At 51.2% G+C, this 21,931-nt stretch carries 24 protein-coding genes and 1 tRNA gene; 17 read left to right on the top strand and 8 right to left on the bottom strand.

What is annotated here, in order from left to right; genetic code table 11:
* The first annotated feature begins 123 nt into the window (after positions 1–123).
* The 10 genes from Q394_RS0105385 (at position 124) to Q394_RS0105340 (ending at position 10,075) form a co-directional block, all read left to right on the top strand.
* Positions 124–306, top strand: coding sequence for a hypothetical protein (locus Q394_RS0105385; protein ID WP_028488367.1), 183 nt, complete (start codon positions 124–126; stop codon positions 304–306).
* A complete protein-coding gene (locus Q394_RS0105380; RefSeq protein ID WP_245606735.1) occupies positions 303–1,208 on the top strand; it encodes a glycosyltransferase in 906 nt (301 codons plus the stop codon). The genes Q394_RS0105385 and Q394_RS0105380 overlap by 4 nt, the downstream gene beginning before the upstream one ends.
* Before the next feature lie 21 nt (positions 1,209–1,229).
* A complete protein-coding gene (locus Q394_RS0105375; protein WP_028488365.1) occupies positions 1,230–2,333 on the top strand; it encodes a glycosyltransferase family 2 protein in 1,104 nt (367 codons plus the stop codon).
* Between the two features lie 319 nt (positions 2,334–2,652).
* On the top strand, positions 2,653–3,081 hold the full coding sequence (gene rplM / locus Q394_RS0105370; protein WP_028488364.1) for a 50S ribosomal protein L13: 429 nt from the start codon (positions 2,653–2,655) through the stop codon (positions 3,079–3,081).
* 17 nt (positions 3,082–3,098) lie between these two features.
* Positions 3,099–3,491 carry a 30S ribosomal protein S9 gene (gene rpsI / locus Q394_RS0105365; protein WP_028488363.1) on the top strand — a complete coding sequence of 131 codons (393 nt, stop codon included), beginning with the start codon at positions 3,099–3,101 and terminating at the stop codon, positions 3,489–3,491.
* Between the two features lie 307 nt (positions 3,492–3,798).
* Positions 3,799–4,782 carry a porin gene (locus Q394_RS0105360; RefSeq protein WP_028488362.1) on the top strand — a complete coding sequence of 328 codons (984 nt, stop codon included), beginning with the start codon at positions 3,799–3,801 and terminating at the stop codon, positions 4,780–4,782.
* Positions 4,783–4,854: 72 nt separating this feature from the next.
* Entirely contained in the window at positions 4,855–5,346 is a 492-nt protein-coding gene (locus tag Q394_RS0105355) for a hypothetical protein (protein WP_028488361.1), read from the top strand.
* Between the two features lie 87 nt (positions 5,347–5,433).
* Positions 5,434–5,688: an AbrB/MazE/SpoVT family DNA-binding domain-containing protein gene (locus Q394_RS0105350; protein ID WP_028488360.1), complete on the top strand. Its 255-nt coding sequence runs from the start codon at positions 5,434–5,436 to the stop codon at positions 5,686–5,688.
* A 2-nt stretch (positions 5,689–5,690) separates the two neighbouring features.
* The gene (locus tag Q394_RS0105345; protein ID WP_028488359.1) at positions 5,691–6,131 is read left to right on the top strand and encodes a type II toxin-antitoxin system VapC family toxin; all 441 of its coding nucleotides are present in this window, start codon (positions 5,691–5,693) and stop codon (positions 6,129–6,131) included.
* Between the two features lie 89 nt (positions 6,132–6,220).
* Positions 6,221–10,075 (top strand): DUF3683 domain-containing protein, encoded by a 3,855-nt coding sequence (locus Q394_RS0105340; protein ID WP_028488358.1) that lies wholly within the window; start codon positions 6,221–6,223, stop codon positions 10,073–10,075.
* Between the two features lies 1 nt (position 10,076).
* On the opposite strand, the gene Q394_RS0105335 is transcribed toward Q394_RS0105340, so the two are convergent.
* A complete protein-coding gene (locus tag Q394_RS0105335) occupies positions 10,077–10,412 on the bottom strand; it encodes a PGPGW domain-containing protein (RefSeq protein WP_245606734.1) in 336 nt (111 codons plus the stop codon).
* A 109-nt stretch (positions 10,413–10,521) separates the two neighbouring features.
* Positions 10,522–11,715 carry an ammonium transporter gene (locus Q394_RS0105330; protein ID WP_028488356.1) on the bottom strand — a complete coding sequence of 398 codons (1,194 nt, stop codon included), beginning with the start codon at positions 11,713–11,715 and terminating at the stop codon, positions 10,522–10,524.
* Between the two features lie 303 nt (positions 11,716–12,018).
* Between Q394_RS0105330 and Q394_RS0105325 the strand changes: the two genes are divergently transcribed.
* Positions 12,019–12,456 (top strand): hypothetical protein, encoded by a 438-nt coding sequence (locus tag Q394_RS0105325; protein ID WP_028488355.1) that lies wholly within the window; start codon positions 12,019–12,021, stop codon positions 12,454–12,456.
* Between the two features lie 57 nt (positions 12,457–12,513).
* Here Q394_RS0105325 and Q394_RS0105320 read toward each other — a convergent pair whose 3' ends face one another.
* From Q394_RS0105320 to Q394_RS0105300, 5 genes are all read right to left on the bottom strand, one after another.
* The gene (locus tag Q394_RS0105320; protein ID WP_028488354.1) at positions 12,514–13,140 is read right to left on the bottom strand and encodes a DUF302 domain-containing protein; all 627 of its coding nucleotides are present in this window, start codon (positions 13,138–13,140) and stop codon (positions 12,514–12,516) included.
* Positions 13,141–13,222: 82 nt separating this feature from the next.
* Positions 13,223–13,627 (bottom strand): hypothetical protein, encoded by a 405-nt coding sequence (locus Q394_RS0105315; protein ID WP_028488353.1) that lies wholly within the window; start codon positions 13,625–13,627, stop codon positions 13,223–13,225.
* An 85-nt stretch (positions 13,628–13,712) separates the two neighbouring features.
* Positions 13,713–14,201 carry a hypothetical protein gene (locus Q394_RS0105310; RefSeq protein ID WP_028488352.1) on the bottom strand — a complete coding sequence of 163 codons (489 nt, stop codon included), beginning with the start codon at positions 14,199–14,201 and terminating at the stop codon, positions 13,713–13,715.
* A gap of 147 nt (positions 14,202–14,348) precedes the next feature.
* A complete protein-coding gene (tpx, locus tag Q394_RS0105305) occupies positions 14,349–14,843 on the bottom strand; it encodes a thiol peroxidase (RefSeq protein WP_028488351.1) in 495 nt (164 codons plus the stop codon).
* A gap of 52 nt (positions 14,844–14,895) precedes the next feature.
* Positions 14,896–16,167 carry an O-acetylhomoserine aminocarboxypropyltransferase/cysteine synthase family protein gene (locus Q394_RS0105300; protein ID WP_028488350.1) on the bottom strand — a complete coding sequence of 424 codons (1,272 nt, stop codon included), beginning with the start codon at positions 16,165–16,167 and terminating at the stop codon, positions 14,896–14,898.
* A gap of 71 nt (positions 16,168–16,238) precedes the next feature.
* Here Q394_RS0105300 and mutM point away from each other — a divergent pair, with 71 nt between their 5' ends.
* The gene (gene mutM, locus Q394_RS0105295; RefSeq protein WP_028488349.1) at positions 16,239–17,051 is read left to right on the top strand and encodes a bifunctional DNA-formamidopyrimidine glycosylase/DNA-(apurinic or apyrimidinic site) lyase; all 813 of its coding nucleotides are present in this window, start codon (positions 16,239–16,241) and stop codon (positions 17,049–17,051) included.
* An 87-nt stretch (positions 17,052–17,138) separates the two neighbouring features.
* Here the strand turns inward: mutM and Q394_RS0105290 are convergent, their stop codons facing one another.
* Positions 17,139–17,333, bottom strand: a complete 195-nt coding sequence (locus tag Q394_RS0105290) for a hypothetical protein (protein WP_028488348.1) — start codon at positions 17,331–17,333, stop codon at positions 17,139–17,141.
* An 85-nt stretch (positions 17,334–17,418) separates the two neighbouring features.
* On the opposite strand from Q394_RS0105290, the gene dusA reads away from it, so the two are divergent.
* From dusA to argS, 5 genes are all read left to right on the top strand, one after another.
* Positions 17,419–18,387 carry a tRNA dihydrouridine(20/20a) synthase DusA gene (gene dusA / locus Q394_RS0105285; protein ID WP_051542858.1) on the top strand — a complete coding sequence of 323 codons (969 nt, stop codon included), beginning with the start codon at positions 17,419–17,421 and terminating at the stop codon, positions 18,385–18,387.
* A gap of 41 nt (positions 18,388–18,428) precedes the next feature.
* Positions 18,429–18,504, top strand: a tRNA-Asn gene (locus Q394_RS0105280).
* 69 nt (positions 18,505–18,573) lie between these two features.
* Positions 18,574–19,581: a chorismate transformation FkbO/Hyg5 family protein gene (locus Q394_RS21870; RefSeq protein WP_156946742.1), complete on the top strand. Its 1,008-nt coding sequence runs from the start codon at positions 18,574–18,576 to the stop codon at positions 19,579–19,581.
* Positions 19,582–19,629: 48 nt separating this feature from the next.
* Positions 19,630–20,025 carry an acyl-CoA thioester hydrolase YciA gene (gene yciA / locus Q394_RS0105270; protein ID WP_028488346.1) on the top strand — a complete coding sequence of 132 codons (396 nt, stop codon included), beginning with the start codon at positions 19,630–19,632 and terminating at the stop codon, positions 20,023–20,025.
* A gap of 121 nt (positions 20,026–20,146) precedes the next feature.
* Positions 20,147–21,886, top strand: a complete 1,740-nt coding sequence (gene argS / locus Q394_RS0105265) for an arginine--tRNA ligase (protein WP_028488345.1) — start codon at positions 20,147–20,149, stop codon at positions 21,884–21,886.
* The last annotated feature ends 45 nt before the right edge of the window (positions 21,887–21,931 follow it).

Genomic DNA, 21,931 nt, shown 5'->3' with positions numbered 1-21,931 from the left:
TACTATTAATTAACACGATTGTGTTCAGTCACTGGACAGTAGGTGGTAATACAATCACCAAGGCTATGGGCATAATTAGGGGTTACCTCGGTCAATAGTAAAAAATAATAACAGGAGGCGGGTATGATTTTGAGCCCAATGAAGCTGTTTGTGTATGCATTGGCCTTTCGTTTTTCATCAGGGCGCGGGCGTTGTTTTAGTCCCGGTATTAAGGCGATGTTGATTTGGTACAGTATTCGCTTGCGTTTGTTCTTGCAAGATCGTTCGGCGGCAAAATGGTGGCGTGGGTGGTTTGAAGCAACATGATGGATACGTCACGTGTACAAATTTTGCTGTCGACTTGGAACGGGGAGCGTTGGCTGGCTGAATTATTGGCGTCGCTAGAGAAGCAGACGTTTCAGGATTGGCAGTTATTGGTTAGAGATGATGGTTCGTCAGATCAGACCTTGCGTATCCTATTGAAGTGGCAGGCGGCACACCCTGAAAAGCTGGCGGGTTTATTGCTGGATGGTAATCATTTGGGAAGTAAGTTGAGCTTCAGCCGTTTGGTGGAGGCTAGCACCGCGCAGTGTCTGATGTTTTGTGATCAGGATGACGTGTGGTTCCCGGAGAAAGTGGAGTTGCAATACACCACGTTACGTCGGATGGAGGCGCAATACGGTGAGGATATGCCGTTACTGGTGCATTCTGATCTGGTGGTGGTGGATGAGGGGCGGTCATTGCAGGCGGTGTCGTTTTGGGATTACCGCAACTTTGATGTGATGCAGCGTAAACAAGCCTATTTGTTGAACAATGTGGTGACTGGGTGTGCGGCGGCTTTCAATCGTGCTGCTGCGAATATGGCTTTTCCGTTGCCGTTGCGGGCAATGGAGCATGATCGTTGGTTGGCGTTGGTGTGTGCTTGGTTTGGGCAGATTCAGGCTTTGCCTCATCCACTACTTTTGTATCGACAGCATGATCATAATTTGATTGGGGCGGAGCCTGCGAAACTGGATGGTTTGAGTGCGCGGGTAGAAGCGTGGAGCCAGCAAGCGGAAGTTTTTCTGCATCGCTTCGGTGGACGTCTGAATGTACAGGATTATAAGCAGGTGGAGGCATTAGCCGGGTTGCGTTATCTGCAAGGTTGGCGACGGCGGCAACATATTTTACATCACCGGCTATTTAAGCAAGGCGTTCTGGGTAATTTGGCGTTGCTGCTTTTTGCGTAAACAGTAAACAGGGGGATAACTATGACAACGATAATTCAGCGCCCTGATGTGGCCGTTATTGTGTTGACTCGCAATGCGGGGCGTTTGTGGCCGGAATGGATCAAGGCTATCCAGCAGCAGACAGTGCAAGCTGGGCGCTATCTGGTGATTGATTCGCTGTCAGAAGACCATACAGCAGAATTGGCTATGGCGGCGGGGCTGGAGGTGCAGCGTATTCACCCGCGTGATTTTAGTCACGGTGGTACGCGCCAACGGGCGGCAGAGTTGTGTCCTGATGCTGAGTTTCTGGTTTACCTGACTCAGGATGCCATCCTCAAACAAGCTGATTCGCTGGAAACCTTGCTGCGGCATTGCGATGCGGATAGCCATGTGGGGATGGTGTACGGGCGACATTTGCCACGTGCCGGTGCTGATTTGCTCGAATGTCATGCGCGTGGGTTTACTTATCCGGCAATCTCTTCCGTGCGTGACCGTGAGAGTTTCAAAGCCATGGGCTATCGAGCGGCGTTTGCGTCAGACGTGTATGCGGTGTATCGCGCCAGTGCATTACGGAGTATCGGCGGGTTTCCACAACATATTATTGTCAGTGAAGACAGTTACGTGGCGGCACGCCTGTTGTTGGCGGGTTGGAAAGCCGTGTATTCGGCAGAAAGTACGGTGGAGCATTCACACCGTTATACGTTGTGGCAAATGTTTCGGCGCTATTTTGATGTGGGCGTATTTCATGCTTCTGAAGAGCCTTTAATGAAGGCTGTCGGTGCGCCGGATAGGGAGGCATGGGTTTACGTGCGCTCACTGATTCGTTATTTGTATAAACGCAAGGCTTGGTTGTTGCCCTTAGCTGCTTTGCAAACCTTGGTAAAACTGATTGGTTTCCGATTGGGTAAGCGTTATCAGAAGCTGCCCTTAGCCGTTTGCAGGATGATTAGCGTGCAAAAGGCTTATTGGTTGGAAGATTTTGGGTGCAAAGAGGGCGTATGCAATACGACCCTACGCCCGGTCATTGGTAGGGTCGTATTGCATACGCCCTCTTTAGGTGCGCCTGTGCACCATAAATATGAAAAATATGAAAAATTTTCACCAAATTTGTTACAGGATGTTGACAAGGAAAGATTGGAATATTAGTATATTCTCATATTGTTTACTACCGATTTAACACTCCTCCATCCTCCTTTGGTGGTAATTGCGCGGCTCACCTGAGCCGCGTTTTTTTGTCTCTCTTTTTCGTGAAGGGAGCGCTATGTGGGTCGCTCATTTTTTTCATGTGTTTGTCTCTTAAATACTTGCCTCCCGTTGTGCGTGAGGCATTTTTTTGTCGATGGCAGTGCGTTAACACTTGAGAAACAGTCGCGATTCCCCTAAAATGCGCCGTTTCTTCGTTCCCCCACCTTCTCAAGGTTTGGGGCGGATCGGCAAAACAGATTTAAGAAGTGGATTGAGCAAGATGAAAACATTCAGTGCAAAGCCGGCTGAGGTAAAACGCGATTGGTTCGTCGTTGATGCCGAAGGTAAGGCGCTAGGCCGTTTGGCCTCCGAAGTTGCCCGGCGTTTGCGTGGCAAGCACAAGCCAGAGTACACCCCGCACGTTGATACCGGCGACTACATCGTCATCATCAACGCTGACAAGGTTGGTATCACGGGTAACAAATTCAAAGATAAGACCTATTATCACCATACCGGCTATATCGGTAACATGCGTGCTTTTACCTTTGAGAAAATGCAACAACGTGCACCAGGCCGAGTGATTGAACTCGCTGTCAAAGGCATGCTGCCAAAAAATCCATTGGGTCGCGCCATGTACCGTAAAATGAAAGTTTACGCTGGCACAGAACATAACCACCAAGCACAGCAGCCGCAAGCGCTGGACTTTTGATCGGGTAGGAATTAGAAATGGCTGAAACACAATATTACGGAACCGGTCGTCGCAAATCTTCATCTGCCCGCGTATTCATGCGCGCAGGTAGCGGTGCGATCACTGTTAACGGCAAAGCACTGGGTGATTTCTTCGGTCGCGAAACAGCAAGCATGGTTGTTCGCCAGCCGCTGCATACTGTTAAGATGGCAGAAAAGTTTGATATCCAAGTTACCGTTGCGGGTGGTGGGATTACTGGTCAGTCCGGCGCTATCCGCCTCGGTATTGCCCGTGCACTGTTGCAATATGATGAAACCCTGCGTGCTGAGTTGAAGTCTGAAGGCTTCCTGACTCGTGACGCTCGTAAGGTTGAACGGAAGAAAGTCGGCTTGCACAAAGCACGTCGCGCTACCCAGTTCTCCAAGCGTTAAACTCACCGTTCTTTTCGGTTATTCGAAAAGGTTCAGTGTGTATCAACAAAGCCACAGCGTGTTATTACCTGTGGCTTTATCGCATCTAAGCGTTTGAAATTACAGATACTACCGCTTGTCAGGATTCTGCCGTTTTAGTCAACAATATTTGTGGCATTTTTGCAACATTGGCAGTAAAATTTGTAGCGTATTTGCAAAAAAGCTGTTGCAAGACGCTGGCAAGGGATGTATAAATAGTCCCGTCAGATTGAACAAATCGAAATCAAATCTTAATTGACAGGACAAACCTTCTAATAGGAGTCGACTCATGAAAAAATTACTCGTAATCGCAGTTGCTACTGCACTGATCGCACCTGCTGTTGCAATGGCTGATACTACTCTGTACGGCAAACTGCACGCTACTGTTGGTACATTGGATACTGGCGCTGATACCGACGCAGACGTTGTTGTTGAAAACAACACTTCACGTTTCGGCATCAAAGGTTCAACTGAGCTGGATAACGGCTTGGCTGCTACTTACGGCTTAGAAATGAGCGTAGACATTGACGGTGATGGTACCAACCTAGGTTCACGTAACCAGTTTGTTGGCTTGAAAGGCGGCTTCGGTGAAGTTCGCGTTGGTAAGCATGACACCCCAGCTAAACTGGCTACTTCTGGCTTGGATGCGTTTGCTGACAACAATCAAGCTGAAATGTCTGAAATCATCGCGGCTGATAAACACCGTGTAAACAACGCAGTTGCTTACATCAACAAGTTTGGCCCTGTTGGCTTTGCTGTTGCTCACAGCACTGACGTTTTGGGTGACGACACAGTTAACACTGCTGGTACCGCTTTAAATAACCCTGCTAACACTGCCATGGTTAACTACAGCAATGGCCCTATTTATGCTGGTTTAGGCTACACTGCTGTTGATAACGTTGGTACTGACATCAACCTTGGTCTTGGCTATAAGCATGAAGCTGGTCATTTCGCTAACTTCGTATATGAAACAGTTGAAGGCGACGGTGCTGCGGCTGAGACTGCTGGTTTCCCGGCTGGCACTGCTACTGATACCAACATGTATGTTGCTGGTGGTTTCAAAACTGGCGCTGCAACGTTGAAAGCTGGCTACGGTTCAAGCGATCGTGACACTGGTGGCGAAGAGACCAATACCACTGTTGGTGTTGATTATGCTCTGGGCAAAAAGACTTCTACTTACCTGATGTGGAATGAGCGTGAAAATCCTAAGCATGATATTAATGTTACTGACAAGATCACGGCTACTCAAGTTGGCTTAGTGACTGAATTCTAAGATCCTTCTGGACTTTAGTTGACAGTTAAAGAAAAGGCTCCTTCGGGAGCCTTTTCTCGTTATGATTAGGGCATGAGAAAATTGTCAAATCGCCAATGCCAGCCCTGTACCGCCTGTTGTGACGGCTGGGTGCAAATGAATATCAAGGGTACGGATGTCTATCCCGGTTGCCCCTGCCCACACAGTACGGGTAAAGGTTGTAATGATTATGCCAATCGTCCGCTCGACCCTTGTGATAACTTCAACTGTGGCTGGGTCATTCCCAATAGCCCGCTACCCGATTGGATGAGGCCGCATGAAGCCAAAGTCATGGTGCTATTCAATAAGTTCCAATGGCAGGGTATGCCCGTTGATGTCGCCATTCCCGTCGGTAAACGCATTCCCCCCCGCGCCTTGAACTGGCTCAAACAATTCGCCGAACAGCACAATCGCCCCTTGGTGTATCTGGAACAAGACGTTATCAATGGCAAGATCCAACGCGAACAACAAGCCATTGCGTATGGCTCACCCGCCTTTCAGCAATACGTGCTTGCCAAAATTGCCGCTGGTCAGCGTTTGTGGTGATGATGAGAAATAGTGTTATGTACTTACGGGTAAGTTAAGAATATAGTAAGAAAATCCTATTTTCTAACAACTTCTGCGGTGATTATCATGGCAATGATACGAGTACGGGAAAAAAATCAAATCACACTTCCTAAAGATGTGATGGCGTTTCTTCACGCCAAGCCAGATACCTATATTGAATATTTCATTCGCAGTAATGGTGTTTTTATGCGCCCTGCCCAGATAACACAACGCCGCGAGAGTATTTTCCGCTATGCCGGAGTCGGTAAAAAGCGCACCTATGCCACCGCTAAGGAAGCAGATGCCTTCATTTCTAGCCAGCGTGATGAGTGGGATAGATAAGCATGTTGGAGCAAGTGAAGGGCAAAAGCGTCTATTTTGATACCAATCCGTTTATCTATTTCGTGGAAGGGCATGAGATCTTTTTCGATGCTGTCAAACCGTTGTTTGAAATGATTGATCGGGATGAGATCACCGCTTGTACGGGCGAACTGACTCTCACGGAGTTGCTCATTAAGCCCTATCGGGATGGTGCGCATGACATCGTTGCCGAGTACGAGGGATTGTTGCTGCATTCCGGTCATTTTTCTGTATTTGGCTTAAGTATGGCAACTTTCTTGAAAGCGGCAAAGATTGGTGGGGAAACCCTAATGAGAACACCGGATGCGCTGCATATGGCGACGGCACTGGAAAATAACTGCGATTTTTTCGTGACGAATGACAAGCGGATACGTTCTTATCAGGGTGTCACTGTTATACAGGTGCTTGACCTTCTCTCTACGTAAAGAAACAATCCCCTTTGTTATAACGGGTTTTTTTCAATGGTGCAGCGCGTTACACTATGCACCTTTGCACAAGAGCATTCGTGAACGCTATGACAGCCAGCCACCCGATCCGGGAAATTCCTTACAACTACACCTCATTCTCCGACAAGGAAATCGTGCAACGTTTGTTGGGCGACCGCGCTTGGGAAATCCTGCAAGCCTTGCGTGAAAAGCGTGAGACGGGGCTTTCCTCGCACATGCTACAGGAAATCCTTGGGGATATGTGGGTGGTGCAGCGTAACCCTTACATCTACGACGATTTACTGGAAACGCGTGATCGGCGTCAATCCCTGTTAGATACGCTTAACGACAGAGTCGATAAAATCGAGGAGCGTGCCAATGGCAATGCATTAAGCCTAGAGCTGACGCAGATTGCCCGCGCCGCGTTGGTACGATTCGCTGAAGCTTTCAGCGATGAATACGATTTACGTGAAAAAACGCGTAAGCGCCTGCAAAAACTGACCCGCAAGGACAACATCCAGTTTGATGGCCTTGCCCGCGTATCCCATGTTACTGATGCCACCGACTGGCGCGTAGAGCTGCCTTTCGTGGTGCTGACGCCGGATACCGAAGAAGAAATGGCTGGCTTGGTGGGTGAGTGTATTGCGTTGGGATTGACCGTCATACCGCGTGGGGGCGGCACAGGTTACACTGGCGGCGCAGTACCGCTGGATGCACGCAGCGCGGTGATCAATACCGAAAAGCTCGAATTCCTCAGTGAAGTCCAACACCGCACTAATTTACCGGGTGTGGATAAAAGCGTGGCCATAGTACGTGCCGGGGCAGGGGTGATTACCCGCCGTTTGTCTGATTTGGCAGGCAAACACGGTTTGGTTTTCGCCGTTGACCCAACCTCGCAGGATGCTTCCACCATTGGCGGCAATATCGCCATGAATGCCGGTGGTAAGAAAGCCGTGCTGTGGGGAACCGCACTCGACAACCTGCTGTCTTGGCGCATGGTCACGCCGGATGCGGATTGGTTGGAAGTGACACGCTTGAACCACAATCTTGGCAAAATCCACGATCAGCAGACGGTGCAGTTTTCCGTACAACGTTTCCAGCCGGACGGTAAAACCACCAAAGGTGAGCCGCAGATCCTCACCTTTGAGGGGCGCTATTTCCGCAAGGAGGGGTTGGGCAAAGATGTCACCAACAAGTTCCTCGGCGGCTTGCCCGGTATCCAGAAGGAAGGCTGCGATGGCCTGATCACCTCCGGCGAGTTCATTCTGCACCGGATGCCGGATCAAATTCGTACCGTTTGTCTGGAATTCTACGGCACGGATTTGCACGAAGCCGTCCCCGCCATTGTGGAAGTGAAAGACTACCTCGACGGGCGTAACGATGTGCTGCTTTCCGGCCTCGAACACCTCGATGAACGCTACGTCAAAGCGGTGAAATACACCCCGAAAGGCGCACGCGGTATGTTGCCGAAAATGGTGCTGATTGCGGATATCGTCGGCGATGATGAGAAAGCCGTGGCTGAATCCGCTGCTGAAGTGGTGCGTTTGGCGAATGCGCGGAATGCGGAAGGTTTCACGGCAGTTAGCCCGGAAGCGCGTCGCCAGTTTTGGGCTGATCGTTCACGCACGGCGGCGATTGCGGCACACACCAACGCCTTTAAGATCAACGAGGACGTGGTGATTCCGCTGCGCAACCTGGCGCGTTACACCGAAGGCATCGAAACCATCAATATCCGCCAGTCCATGCAGAACAAGCTGCGTATGATTGATGGCTTATTGGAACACCTTGCCGGTGATTTGCCAGAATTACGCAGAGTGGCGGACTATGAGGCCAGTGAGGAGCGCAGTTCCATCTGGGCGAATAAGCTGGCACATGCAGTGGATTATCTTCAGCAGCGTAGAACCCGCTGGGAGAAGATTCTGGCGGTGTTTGCCGAACCTGCGGCAGCCCATCAGGATTTGCTGGATAGCTCCGCACTAGCGGCACAACGCCCACAAGATCGGATCATTGATTTATTGTTGCGGCGTGAATTGCGGATTTCTTACCGCAAGGAAATTGTGCGTCCTTTGCAGGAAATGTTTGCAGGTCGTGAGCTGGAACCGTTGATGCAGGCGATGGAAAAAATCCACCGCAAGATTCGTACCGGTCGCTTGTTCGTGGCGCTGCATATGCACGCCGGTGATGGCAATGTTCACACCAATATTCCGGTGAACTCCAACGATTACGGCATGTTGCACGAAGCTGAGCGTATGGTGGATGCCATTATGGTGCTGGCGCGTGAGCTGGATGGGGTGATTTCCGGCGAACACGGCATTGGCATTACCAAGTTCCAGTATCTGGAAGAGCGCGAAATCCGCGAATTTGCTGAGTACAAACAGGACATCGACCCGCACGGACACTTCAACAAGGGTAAGTTATTGCAGGGTTCTGGTTTGCAGAATGCCTACACGCCATCGCTACGTTTGGTGGAACGTGAAGCCTTGCTGCTGGAGCACAATGAGCTGGGTGCGCTGAACAATGACATCAAGGACTGCTTACGCTGCGGCAAGTGCAAGCCGGTGTGCAATACGCACATTCCACGCGCCAACTTGTTGTATTCGCCGCGTAACAAGATTCTGGCCACTGGGCTGATGATTGAGGCGTTCCTGTATGAGGAGCAGACTCGTCGCGGGATTTCAATCCGTCATTTCGATGAAATGAACGATGTCGCCGACCATTGCACGGTGTGCCACAAGTGTTTGAATCCTTGCCCGGTGAATATCGACTTTGGTGAAGTCAGCGTGCGGATGCGCAGCATCCTGCGTGAACGTGGTAAGAAAAAGACCAGCCCGGTGACGTGGGCATCCATGCAATTCCTGAATATGAAAGACCCGACACAAATCAGCCTGATGCGAACTGGAATGATCAAGTTTGGTTACAAGGCGCAGCGTTTTGCTTACACTTTGGCAAAAAATACAGGTTTGCTGGGTGGAGATAAGCCGCCTGCCGCGACGTTGGGCAAGCCTGCCATTAAGGAGCAGGTGATTCAGTTCATCAAAAAACCACTGCCGAAAGGGCTTCCGGCCAAAACCACCCGGGCGATGTTGGGGCTGGAAGATGATAGTGTGATCCCGATTTTGCGCGATCCGGTGAAAACGGCGGACAAGCGTGGCGATGCGGTGTTCTATTTCCCCGGTTGCGGTTCGGAACGCCTGTTCAGTCAGGTGGGTTTGGCAACACTGGCGATGCTGTATGAAACGGGGGCAACCACGGTATTGCCGCCAGGCTATTTGTGCTGTGGTTATCCGCAAAATGCCGGTGGTGATTTGAAGAAAGGCACGCAGATTTCCACTGAAAACCGCGTGTTGTTCCATCGGGTGGCGAATGCCTTGAGTTACCTCGACATCAAGACCGTGCTGGTTTCCTGCGGGACGTGCATGGATCAGTTGTTGAAGTATGAATTCGAGAAGATTTTCCCCGGTTGCCGCCTGCTCGATATCCACGAATACCTGCTGGAAAAGGGTGTGAAAATGGAAGGTGTCAGCGGTATTCAGTACGTTTACCACGACCCATGCCACACACCGATGAAGCAGGTTAACCCGCTGAAAGTGACACAGCAATTAACGGGTTCCAACGTTGTATTGAGCGAGCGTTGCTGCGGGGAGGCAGGGACGTTTGCGATCAGCCGCCCGGATATTGCTAGCCAGTTACGTTTCCGTAAGGCGGAAAGCCTCAAGGAGAGTATCAAGGAATTGACCGGTAGTGATATGGCGCAAAATGGCAATGTGAAGATCCTTACCTCCTGCCCAGCTTGTCAGCAAGGTTTGTCACGCTACGCCGATGACACCGGGATGGAAACCGATTACATCGTGGTGGAAATGGCTAACTATTTGCTGGGCAAGGATTGGCAGCAAGGCTTTGTGGGCAAAGCCGTGCAGGGTGGCATCGAGAAGGTGCTGCTCTAAATCACGGTGCTGCAAGCGGTGGATGATGCGATTTCTGACGAATCCAGTTCACCGCTTGGAGTACGCCTTTACGCGAGATGATCCATTTTTCCAGTGCAAATTTGCCGGGGAAGCTCATGATACCCAGCGCTATCATGATGGTGAGAATGCCTTGCCCTGGTAGCACTAGCATGGCAATACCCGCTAGCAACACGGGTAATCCCAGCAAATTACGTAGCAAGGCACGTGGTTGCAACAGTACCCGCCATGGGTCTGAATCACGCGGACGAGTGAAATAATCTGCTGGAATCCGCGCAATAAACCACGGTAGCAGCAGCAGGGATAAGACAAAGGTCACGGCAGAGAATATGCCTAACCCGATCAGGATATTTTCCAACAAAAAACCCCAAAGTGATGAACAATGGGGTTGATTGTAAGTCAGTTACTGCACGTTATGTGCATAACCTTTAGGTATCTGGGTTAGCTTTGATCTTGTGGATACTTAGGTCAGCGCCGTTGTATTCCTCTTCCTGCGTCAGGCGAATGCCCAGCGTGGCTTTGAGAATACCGTAAACGGCAAAACCGCCTGCTGTCGCGATACTGATCCCGATCAGCGTGCCGACCAGTTGTGCGCCGAAGCTAACACCGCCGATACCCCCAAAAGCTTCCAATCCGAAGATGCCTGCGGCAATGCCACCCCATGCGCCACAAATGCCATGCAACGGCCAGACACCCAGTACATCATCCACTTTCAATTTGTTTTGCGCTAGGGTGAATGCCCAGACAAACAATGCACCTGCTACACCACCTACAAATAACGCACCCAGTGGATGCATCAGGTCAGAACCAGCGCAGACAGCCACCAAGCCAGCTAAGGGGCCATTGTGAACGAAACCGGGGTCATTCTTGCCTGCAATCAGGGCAGCCAGAATACCCCCTACCATCGCCATCAAGGAATTGATAGCAACCAGCCCGCTGATGCCACCGATTTTTTGCGCTGACATGACGTTAAAGCCAAACCAGCCGACAGCCAGAATCCATGCACCAATCGCTAAGAACGGGATACTAGAAGGTGGATGCGCCGACATGGGTTTGCCATCTTTGGTGTAACGTCCGTGCCGATGCCCCAGCAGAATGACTGCGCCTAAAGCTAACCAGCCCCCCATTGCGTGGACGACAACTGAACCAGCAAAGTCATGGAAGGCAAAGCCAAACATGCCTTTGATCCAATCCTGTACGCCGTAAAGGTTGTTCCAGATCATGCCTTCGTAAAACGGATAGATCAGCGCAACAATCACGAAGGTTGCAATCAGTTGCGGGTAGAATTTCGCCCGTTCTGCAATGCCACCAGAAATAATGGCAGGAATCGCCGCCGCAAAGGTCAGCAGGAAGAAGAACTTGACCAGTTCATAACCATTTTTTTCAGCCAAAATGCTAGCACTTTCGAAGAAACCAGCCTGATAGGCAATGTAGTAACCGATAAAGAAATAAGCGATGGTGGAAACTGCAAAGTCCACAATGATTTTAACCAGTGCATTGACCTGATTCTTGTGGCGGACAGTGCCGACCTCCAGAAAGGCGAAGCCTGCGTGCATTGCAAGCACCATGACAGCGCCCATTAATACGAACAGGGTATCCAACGCGGAAACAAGTTGCTCCATACCAAGTAACCTCGACGACGTGAGCCAATAAAAGATGCACAATCATAACTACTTGTTAATCAATGACTAGAGTGGAATGCCCAAAATTGGGGATAGTCCTGTGGTTTTTTGATTTGAGGTGGTTTTTTAGTGAAAAATGTCACTATCAACGTGCGTTTTTGTTTTTAAGCACCAATTTAGTGCTCAGTATGCACCATGATTGTGGTTAAGTGAAGATCGGGTGTATAGCCTTTGACCAAGCATTTCGTCGGTGATGCGTTTGCGTATATGATTGTCGCGTATGGATACTTTTAGGAACTCAGGATGAATACAGTGTCACACATGATCAAATTAGATTGGTTGTCAGCACCCGCTCTCAGCTTATTTCTTGGTGGTTTGTTATGGGTGGTTTCCCTGACGCAAATTGCTTTTTATACCGATCAGGGCGTTGTCATGGGTTATTGGATCGGGGCGACAGGGTGGCTAGGGTTCGGAATGCTCCAGTTTGCATGGTACGCGAATCTGCTGGAATTACTCGCGGTATTGCTGATGGCACGTTACCCGAATCGGGCGATGTTATTGGCAGTGGTGGGGGTGGTCGTTGCGGGTCATGCTTTCTGGTTTGCGGATATTCCGGGGCATGAAATCAACATGCATATTGTCGGTCTGGGGGCAGGCTTTTGGTTATGGTATGCGAGTATGGTGCTGATAACCTTGGGGGTGATTTTCGGGTCTGGTCAGCCGGAACAGCCTGAGGCGTGAGGAGTGGTTCGCCGGGATTAGTACCGGCAAACCAACCCTAGTCATAGCCTGAGAGAATTAGAATTCTTCCCCGGTTGCACCTTGTTCCATGATGGATGTTATAATGTTCTGAACGCCTTTCGCTTCTTCCAGTAATTCAGTTGGCAGTGTTTTGCCGCCGTAGATCATCATATCCATATTGAGCGAGTACAGATTCAATTTGCCTTGTTTGTCTTCAATCAGGGAAATTCTGCAAGGCAGGTAGGCGGAGAATGCATCACTATAATCAACCATACGCATAGCTGTTTGCGGGTTGCAGAACTGATAAATTTTAAGGAAGCGTTGGTCTTTGCCCGTTTCCAATTTGACCTGCTCGGAGAGTGGCAATTCGCCCACACCCTTGATATTCAGTTCGTTGGCCTTGAATTTCATGGCTGCTTCGACCTGTTCGGTAGTGACGCCATCCTTTACCGGGAAGGTAACGACCGTTGCGCCTGCACTAGTACCCGTTTCCTTCAGCTTTTTCCACATATCCATGTAGACATCTTTGGCTTTGGGGTCGAGTTGGTCAAGTGCTGCTTTTTCAGCGGCGATGTCAACACCGCCTAATTGATTCATCATGGGTGCAAATTTGGTATAGGCGAATGCGCCACCAATAATGGCGACGAGGCCAAGTAGGGCGAGAATGTTACGAATAAAACTCATGTGGTGTCTCCTCCAAGCGGGTATAAAAGAAAAGCCATCTAGTGATGGCTTTCTCTCGCAAATTATTCCATAAATTATGGTGTTATTGCGTGTCGATTTTTGCCATCAGTGCGAAGGATTTGACAAATGGACCCGCCATCGCAGGATTTTTTAGCATTGAACCGTAGTCACCTGATAGGAACTTCAGTTTGCCGAAGGTGTAAGCTGTTCCTAGGCCGACCATACCCATGGGTTCTTTGGTCCACTTCATCCAGTCTTTGCGGTCAGCACGCATATCCCAATCCAGGGTTTCGCCTGCATAGTCGCCAGCGCGGACGCATTCGCCGTTTTCGACGACGAATACACCGATTGGTTGCTTTTCACCTTTTAAACCACAGGCGATGGTGGAATTAAAGTTAATGGCAGCCAGTTTATCCTTAACATCGGGGTCGCCGTTCCAAAGGTCTTTGAGCTCGTTCATCCAATCAGCCGAAAAAAGTTGTGGCATGGTTCCTCTCCTTGTGCGCGTTGATAATAACTGTTGTTTTCTCTTGGATGGAGTGTATCAGCAATTCTGACTTGTTTGAACGGGTTCAACGGCAATTCATCTTGGTTGCTTGAGTACGCAGTCGCGCGGCTTCTTTGAACAAGCTGATGGAGCGCTGCCGATTATTCTGTTTGGATGCGATAACTGCTTGGCTTTCTAGGGCACTTGCTTGATTAAAAAATGTTTGGCAATTGCTGGATGTTCTGTTGGGTTGTGCAGGTGGGGTCGCCCTAATATTGGCACGTGGTGTTGGCTGAGTGATGGGCGTGACAGCCCGTTGTGGTGTTGGGGTAGCGGCCGGTCTAGCAATGGTAGGTGTAGGGGGGCGGCTACGCAGGGCAAGTTGTGCTTGCCGCCGTTGTTGTACTACTCGTGGGTTGGGTGGCGGAATCGGTGGTGGACGTGTTGCTACACTAACGACCGTGTTAGCCGTATTGCCGTAACAATAAAAAGAGGAGGTACATTCGGCAGCACCGGCCGCTGTGCTGCCTGCGCTCATGATGAGGGCGAACAACACGTGAGGTAGGGTTTTCATGGTCAGTTCCTGATTGGTGTATCGAACTGAGTGTAGTCAAGCGGGTAGGAGTTTGCAGGTATGTGGTTGATTTTTATGCTTTGATATTGAACTGAAACCCGACCCACACCGTGATGTGTAGGTCGGACTTTAGTCCTACAACGGCTGTTACGCTGCTGCCAATGCCGCGTCGTAATCAGGTTCTTGGGCAATTTCAGGCACTTGTTCGGTGTAAGTTACTTTGCCATCCTTGACGATGACGACCGCGCGGGACATCAGGCCAGCCAAAGGGCCAGTGGTGATGGTGACGCCATAGTTGCTGCCAAAATCAGCGTTGCGGAAGGTGGAAAGGGAAACCACATTTTCCAGACCTTCAGCGCCACAGAAACGGCTGTGCGCAAACGGCAGGTCGGCAGAAATGCACAGTACGACAACGTTGGGGTTGCTGCTGGCGACTTCGTTGAACTTGCGGGTGGAAGCCGCACAGATGCCGGTGTCAACACTGGGGTAAATGTTGAGAATGACGGTTTTACCCGCGAAGTCTTGTAGACCAACCTCAGACAGGTCGGTTTTGGTCAGGGTGAAGGCTGGGGCATTGCTGCCAACGGCTGGCAGTTCGCCGACGGTTTCAATCGGGTTGCCTTGCAGGGTAATCGTTGCCATGTAAATCTCCTTGGTTGGGTAAGGTAAATCGTTAGTTTTCGTTAGTCAGGGATCAAACCACTGCGAATGCTTGCTCGAGATCAGCAATGATGTCGTCAATGTGTTCAATGCCAACGCTCAGGCGGATGGTTTCCGGCCTAACGCCAGCACGCAATTGCTCGGCTTCGGTCAATTGGCGGTGGGTGGTGGAAGCCGGGTGGCACGCCAGCGATTTCGCATCGCCGATGTTCACCAAGCGCTTGATGATCTGCAATTGGTCGTAGAACTTCACGCCAGCATCAAAGCCGCCTTTGATGCCGAAGGTCATCAGCGAGGCAGGTTTGCCGTCGAAATATTTTAATGCTAAGGCATGATACGGGTCATCTGCCAGCGCCGCAAAATTCACCCACTCAACTTTGGGATGATCTTTCAGGTAATGGGCAACGGCAATGGCGTTGTCGCAATGACGTTCCATGCGCAAGGCCAGCGTTTCCAGCCCTTGCAGGATCAGGAATGCATTGAACGGTGACAGTGCCGAACCCGTGTTGCGCAAAGGCACAGTACGCGCCCGCCCGATGTAGGCCGCCGCTCCAAAGGCTTCGGTATACACCACACCGTGATAGGAAGGTTCTGGGCTGTTGATGGCTGCGTAGCGCTCTTTGTTTTCCGTCCACGGGAATTTGCCGGAATCCACAATGATGCCGCCCAGTGAATTGCCGTGCCCGCCGATGTATTTGGTCAGGGCGTGCACCACAATGTCCGCACCGTAATCAATCGGGGTACACAGGATGGGGGTAGCAACGGTGTTATCCACGATGACCGCGACGCCATGTTTGTGGGCGGCAGTGGCAATCGCTTCAATGTCGACGATATTGCCCGCCGGGTTGCCGATGGTTTCGCAGAAAACAGCCTTGGTTTTGGCGTCGATCAGCTTTTCGATGGCTTCCGCACTGTCATTTTCAGCAAAGCGCACTTCAATACCCAATTTGGGGAGCATGTGCGCAAACAGGGTGTAAGTGCCGCCGTACAATTGTGGGGTGGCGATGATGTTATCGCCCACTTCCGCAATATTGATAATGGCGTAATGGATGGCGGACATCCCGGAGCTAACCACCAGCCCGGCGATACCGCCTTCGAGTGCTGCCACGCGCTGTTCCAGCACGTCATTGGTGGGGTTCATCAGGCGCGTGTAGATATTGCCGGGCACGGCCAGATTGAACAAATCAGCGCCATGCTGGGCATCATCAAATTCGTAGGCCACGGTCTGATAGATAGGCACGACAACCGATTTGGTGGTCGGGTCGGTCGTGTAGCCAGCGTGAAGAGATAGGGTTTCTTTTTTCATGGTGATCCTCCGTGTTAGAGGCAGAAGGTATAACATAGCCCCCATGAGCTTGACTATAGAAAGGATGCACGATGCCTGAATTGCCAGAAGTGGAAACCACCCGCCGGGGAATCGAGCCGTGGTTGAAGGGGCACACTGTTGCCAAGGTCAATATTCGCCAGCCTAAATTGCGCTGGCCTGTGCCGGACACGATTACCGCGCTGGAAGGGCAGGTGGTGCATGAGTTGACCCGGCGCGGCAAATACATTCTGCTGCATACCGACGCCGGTGTCGGGCTGATCCATTTGGGAATGTCGGGCAGTTTGCGGATTGTGGAGGTAGATTTAGAGCCGCGTAAACATGACCATTTCGATTTGGTGCTGGCAAGTGGTAAGGCGGTGCGTTACCACGACCCGCGCCGGTTTGGGGCATTCCTGTGGGTGCAAGGTGACCCGTTGCAGCATCCCTTGCTATGTGATTTGGGGCCGGAACCGTTGAGTGATGGTTTTGATGGTGATTACCTGTTTGCGCAATCCCGTAACCGCACGGTTAGTGTGAAGGTATTCATTATGAATGCGCATATTGTCGTTGGCGTAGGTAATATCTACGCCAACGAAGCGCTGTTTCTAGCCGGGATAGACCCACGCTGTGCGGCGGGGGGCGTATCCCGCGAACGTTATCTTCAACTGGTGCAAGCTATCCGCCAGATTTTGGCCTATGCCATTGAATGCGGGGGAACAACCTTGCGCGATTTTGTACGGGAAGATGGGACGCCGGGGTATTTCCAGCTTGAGCTGAAGGTTTACGATCGAACCGGGCAGGCGTGTGCGGTCTGCCAGAACCCGATTGTTCAGATCACTCAAGGGCAGCGTTCCACTTGGTTCTGCCCCCTCTGCCAGCATTAATTCATCCCGGTCACTGAGCGTAGTCGAGGTGCTGCTCTCTTGGTTGCTGAGTGCAGCGGTAGCATCGCCTTGCGGCTTGCCGCTGAGTCAGTTGCGTTGTGTGCCGCGAATGCTCATATCGACTTCTTCGAGAATGCCATTCGCCATCAATTCACGTACTAATTGGCGGCGAATACCTTTATTTACCCCAATATCCAGGCCAATGCGGTAGAAAAGGAAGGATGGAATCCCGATAATGACTAGCCCAGCCATAAAGTACATAACGATTTCTGTGTCCAACATAAAAGCCCCTTGCTTATGTGCTGTTTATTTTTGAGATTGTTTTTTGATCGAAATAATATAAATCACTTCAAGATAAGAATATTATATGAATAAGCTGAACAGGAAATTTACCGTAGCCCCAATGTTGGATTGGACTGACCGTCATTGCCGTTATTTTCACAGATTGCTGACAAAAGAAGCAGTTTTGTACACGGAGATGGTGACAACTGGGGCATTGTTACACGGTGATGCCGAACGTCATTTGCGTTTTAATCAGGAAGAGCACCCCATCGCTTTGCAATTAGGGGGCAGTGATCTGCAGGAAATGGCGGAATGCGCCCGGTTGGCAGAGCGCTACGGTTACGACGAAGTAAACATTAACGTCGGTTGCCCCAGCGAACGGGTGCAAAAAGGTGCATTTGGCGCTTGTCTGATGGCGGAGCCACCACTGATCGCTGATTGCGTTGCTGCGATGCAGGCTGCTGTGAAAATTCCTGTCACCGTAAAAAATCGTATCGGTATCGATGATCAGGATGACTACGGTGGTTTGCACGCATTCATCAGTACAGTTTCGCAGGCCGGTTGTGAGACGTTCATTATCCATGCCCGGAAAGCGTGGTTGAAAGGGCTTAGTCCGAAAGAAAATCGCGACATTCCGCCGTTACGCTATGAACTGGTTTATCAGATCAAGCAAGAATTCCCGCAGCTTGAAATCATTATCAACGGCGGCATTACCACGCTGGAACAATGCCAGCAGCATTTGCAGCACGTCGACGGGGTGATGGTGGGGCGAGAGGCTTACCATAATCCGTGGTTGCTAGCACAGGTTGACCCGCTGATTTATGGGGTGGATGCACCGTTCCTTGAGCGTAAAGCCGCGTTTGAGGTGTTTCTGGATTATGTGCAAGCGCAGCAAGAAGCGGGTGTGGCGCTTAATCACATGAGTCGTCATATCCTTGGTTTGTTCCAAGGAATGCCGGGCGCACGGGCTTTTCGGCGCTTGATTAGTGAAAATGCGCATAAGCAAAAGGCTGGAATTGAATTATTACGTGAATCTTGTGAAAAAATTACTTGACGTTGCCAGCGGAATTTAGCAGAATACGCGCCTTCAACAGTTCCCCGATAGCTCAGTCGGTAGAGCAAATGACTGTTAATCATTGGGTCGGCGGTTCGAGTCCGTCTCGGGGAGCCAATATATTTAAAGGGTTGCTACCGTCAGGTCGCAACCCTTTTTTATTTTGAGCCATTCAAAGTCAGCAATGTGAACGACGCAATACCACGCTACAATTTGCCACCTTTTGCTGTCACGATGTTGCCGGACGGTGATGTCATCGCCGCAGGTCAGGGGCAGAATGTGCTGGCAGCTATCGGTTTCGCTCAGAAAGCGGCGATTCTGGATACGCAGCGCCCCATCTTTACCGTCGGTTTACCCTTATTGGCAGGCACTTCCCGCACGGAACGTTGGCTTAGCCCTACACCTGTCCGCTATGGCAAACACGCCAGCATTACTTACAGTGAAAACGGCACGGTGCTATTTGGGCATTTGTTGCTGGAAGAAGCGGATTTTCCCGATTTCCGCATTGCCAGCCAGACGGCTTACCAGCATGTATTTGAATTGTTGCAGCACGCGGGCTACCCGTGTTTGTTGCGCATGTGGAATTATTTCCCCGCCATCGTCTCGCAACAAGGCGAATTCAACCGCTACCAGACGTTTTGCTTGGGTCGGCAGGATGCGCTGGATGTGTGGGGCAATTTCGATTACGCCCCGCCCGCTGCGACCGCGATTGGTACACAACAGTCAGGCTTGCAACTGTATTTCATCGCTGCAAAAAGTGCGGGGATGCAGTTGGAAAATCCGCGCCAGACCAGCGCATTCCTGTATCCGCGTCAGTATGGCCCCGTCAGCCCGGCTTTTTCGCGAGCGACGGTGAAAGACTGGGGGCAGGGTAAGCACCTGTATATTTCCGGCACGACCAGTATCGTCGGGCATGAAACCTTACACATCGGCAACCCGTTGGCACAACTGGAAGAAACCTTGCGCAATCTGGAAGCGTTGTTAGGACATGGCGATAAAACCTTGGGCTTACCTGTTGGAACGGTGCGCGAGTTAACGCAATTGAAAGTCTACCTACACGCGCCAGACATTCTAGCGCCGATTCAGGCGATGCTCACTGCGTATCTGGGGGATAGCCCTGTCGACGTTCTCTATCTGCAAGGTGATGTGTGCCGTGCTGATTTGATGATGGAAGTGGAAGGCATTTTCGCCTGACTGAAGCTGTGATGGATAGCGTCTAAAATACCAACGACAGGAACCCCCATGACCACCAATAATGCCCACCCACGCGGAACGCTGATCCTGCGTACCCTTGCGATGCCTAAAGATACCAATCCCAACGGTGACATTTTCGGTGGCTGGATCATGGCACAAATGGATATTGCGGGCGGGATCCTCTCCAAAGAAATTGCTAAAGAACGAGTGGTAACCGTGGCGGTCAATAGCATGAAATTTATTCGTCCTGTTAATGTTGGGGATGTGGTGTGCTGCTACGGTGACGTAGTAAGAATCGGCACAACCTCCATCACCTTGCACCTGCAAGTATGGGTCAAGCCACTGTGGCACAGCAGCGATACCGAGCTGCGTTGGCAAGTAACGGAAGCTGACTTTACCTACGTTGCCATTGACGAAAATGGTAAAAAACGTCTGTTGGCCTAGGTGCAATCGCCTCTTTCACCGTGAGAATCCCTTAATCCTGCCAATCTAAGGTTCAGAATATTGGATTCTGCGAGGCAAGCCGCCTAAAATCCCCCTTTTGCCCAAACCTGAAAAGAGTCTGATGAATATTCGCCAACTGCTTGATGACCGTATTACCGCCGCGCTGCACACCCTCGGCGCACCGGCTACCGTAACCGCCATTGTGAAACCTTCCGCCCGCCCCGAATTCGGCGATTATCAGGCCAACGGCGTGATGGCGGCCGCTAAGCAGTTGAAAACTAACCCGCGTGAACTTGCCACCCGCTTGCTGGAAACGCTGGATTTGTCCGATCTCGCCGAAAAACTCGAAGTCGCGGGGCCAGGGTTCATCAATATCCACCTGAAAAACGAGTGGTTGAGTGGGGCGTTGGGGGGAGGGCGTATGCAATATACCCCTACAGACCAAACCATCGTCGTGGATTATTCCGGCCCCAACCTTGCCAAAGAAATGCATGTTGGCCACCTGCGTTCCACCATCATTGGCGATGCCGTGGTGCGGGTGCTGGAGTTCCAAGGCCATAAGGTTATTCGCCAGAATCACGTCGGCGACTGGGGCACGCAATTCGGGATGCTGATTGCCCACATGGTCAGCCTTGCCGACAAGAACGGCGGGGTGAGCGGAGTCGAACCCCAGCTGGCTGACCTCGAAACCTTTTACCGCGAAGCCAAGCAGCGCTTCGACGCTGAGCCTGATTTCGCCAATGCTGCGCGTGATTACGTGGTGAAACTGCAATCGGGTGATGCGGAATGCCTGCAACTGTGGCAGCAATTTATCGACATTTCCCTACACCATTGTGAGGCCGTCTACGCGCGCCTGGGCGTGAGCCTGACCCGTGCGGATGTGATGCCGGAAAGCGCCTATAATGCCGACCTTGCCAACGTGGTCAGCGATTTGCAGGCCAAAGGCTTGCTGGTGGAAGATCAGGGCGCACAGTGCGCGTTCCTCGACGAATTCAAGAACAAGGATGGCAGCATTACCCCGATCATCGTGCAGAAAACCGGCGGTGGCTACCTGTATGCCACCAGCGACCTTGCGGCAGTGCGTTACCGTAGCGGCACGTTGAAGGCCGATCGTGCGCTGTATTTCACCGATGCCCGTCAAGCGCTGCATTTCCAGCAAGTGTTCCTGTTGGCACGTAAAGCCGGGTTCGCGAGTGACACCATTTCCCTCGAACACATGCCATTCGGCAATATGCTCGGCGAAGACGGCAAGCCTTTCAAAACCCGTACCGGCGGCACGGTCAAGTTGGTAGATTTGCTGGCAGAAGCTGAAGAACGCGCCTTCGCCCTCGTCACCGACAAGAACCCGGAACTCGATGAAACTGAACGCCATGACATTGCCCGCACTGTCGGTATCGGCGCGGTTAAATACGCTGACCTTTCCAAAAATCGCAACTCGGATTACATCTTCAACTGGGAATCCATGCTCAGTTTCGAGGGCAATACCGCGCCGTATTTGCAGTATGCATACGCTCGCATCAAAAGCATTTTCAGAAAGGCGGGTGTTACTCCCCCCTTTGAAAAAGGGGGGCTGGGGGGGATTTCTCTTCACGAACCCGCTGAACGTACCTTGGCGATGAAGCTGCTGCAATTCACCGAAGCGACGGACAGCGTGGCGAAAGAAGGCTTGCCGAACCACCTGTGTACTTATTTGTACGAGCTGGCGGGCAATTTCATGAGCTTCTACGAAGCTTGCCCTATCCTCAAGGATGGCGTGGCGGAAGAGGTGCGCAATAGCCGTTTGCAACTGGCTAACCTGACCGCGCAAACCCTGCAAACCGGCTTGGGTTTGCTGGGGATTGGGGTGATGGAGCGGATGTGAGGTGTTATAGTGGAAAGGCTAAGGCGTTCTAGCGCGATCTAACGA

It is taken from the genome of Thiothrix lacustris DSM 21227, from assembly GCF_000621325.1.
Taxonomy (GTDB): Bacteria; Pseudomonadota; Gammaproteobacteria; order Thiotrichales; family Thiotrichaceae; genus Thiothrix; species Thiothrix lacustris.
Note: the sequence above shows the minus strand (reverse complement) of the source record. Positions and strands in the feature narration are given on the sequence as shown.

Bases quoted from the DNA above. Each gene is read 5' to 3' on its own strand.
- Q394_RS0105350 (WP_028488360.1), top strand. From the start codon at position 5,434: ATGGCAATGATACGAGTACGGGAAAAAAATCAAATCACACTTCCTAAA.
- argS (WP_028488345.1), top strand. From the start codon at position 20,147: ATGAATATTCGCCAACTGCTTGATGACCGTATTACCGCCGCGCTGCAC.
- rplM (WP_028488364.1), top strand. From the start codon at position 2,653: ATGAAAACATTCAGTGCAAAGCCGGCTGAGGTAAAACGCGATTGGTTC.
- yciA (WP_028488346.1), top strand. From the start codon at position 19,630: ATGACCACCAATAATGCCCACCCACGCGGAACGCTGATCCTGCGTACC.
- Q394_RS0105360 (WP_028488362.1), top strand. From the start codon at position 3,799: ATGAAAAAATTACTCGTAATCGCAGTTGCTACTGCACTGATCGCACCT.
- Q394_RS0105310 (WP_028488352.1), bottom strand. From the start codon at position 14,201: ATGAAAACCCTACCTCACGTGTTGTTCGCCCTCATCATGAGCGCAGGC.
- Q394_RS0105375 (WP_028488365.1), top strand. From the start codon at position 1,230: ATGACAACGATAATTCAGCGCCCTGATGTGGCCGTTATTGTGTTGACT.
- Q394_RS0105345 (WP_028488359.1), top strand. From the start codon at position 5,691: ATGTTGGAGCAAGTGAAGGGCAAAAGCGTCTATTTTGATACCAATCCG.
- Q394_RS0105290 (WP_028488348.1), bottom strand. From the start codon at position 17,333: ATGTTGGACACAGAAATCGTTATGTACTTTATGGCTGGGCTAGTCATT.
- Q394_RS0105320 (WP_028488354.1), bottom strand. From the start codon at position 13,140: ATGAGTTTTATTCGTAACATTCTCGCCCTACTTGGCCTCGTCGCCATT.
- Q394_RS0105315 (WP_028488353.1), bottom strand. From the start codon at position 13,627: ATGCCACAACTTTTTTCGGCTGATTGGATGAACGAGCTCAAAGACCTT.
- dusA (WP_051542858.1), top strand. From the start codon at position 17,419: ATGAATAAGCTGAACAGGAAATTTACCGTAGCCCCAATGTTGGATTGG.
- rpsI (WP_028488363.1), top strand. From the start codon at position 3,099: ATGGCTGAAACACAATATTACGGAACCGGTCGTCGCAAATCTTCATCT.
- Q394_RS0105355 (WP_028488361.1), top strand. From the start codon at position 4,855: ATGAGAAAATTGTCAAATCGCCAATGCCAGCCCTGTACCGCCTGTTGT.
- Q394_RS0105385 (WP_028488367.1), top strand. From the start codon at position 124: ATGATTTTGAGCCCAATGAAGCTGTTTGTGTATGCATTGGCCTTTCGT.
- mutM (WP_028488349.1), top strand. From the start codon at position 16,239: ATGCCTGAATTGCCAGAAGTGGAAACCACCCGCCGGGGAATCGAGCCG.
- Q394_RS0105330 (WP_028488356.1), bottom strand. From the start codon at position 11,715: ATGGAGCAACTTGTTTCCGCGTTGGATACCCTGTTCGTATTAATGGGC.
- Q394_RS0105340 (WP_028488358.1), top strand. From the start codon at position 6,221: ATGACAGCCAGCCACCCGATCCGGGAAATTCCTTACAACTACACCTCA.
- Q394_RS0105300 (WP_028488350.1), bottom strand. From the start codon at position 16,167: ATGAAAAAAGAAACCCTATCTCTTCACGCTGGCTACACGACCGACCCG.
- Q394_RS0105380 (WP_245606735.1), top strand. From the start codon at position 303: ATGATGGATACGTCACGTGTACAAATTTTGCTGTCGACTTGGAACGGG.
- tpx (WP_028488351.1), bottom strand. From the start codon at position 14,843: ATGGCAACGATTACCCTGCAAGGCAACCCGATTGAAACCGTCGGCGAA.
- Q394_RS0105325 (WP_028488355.1), top strand. From the start codon at position 12,019: ATGAATACAGTGTCACACATGATCAAATTAGATTGGTTGTCAGCACCC.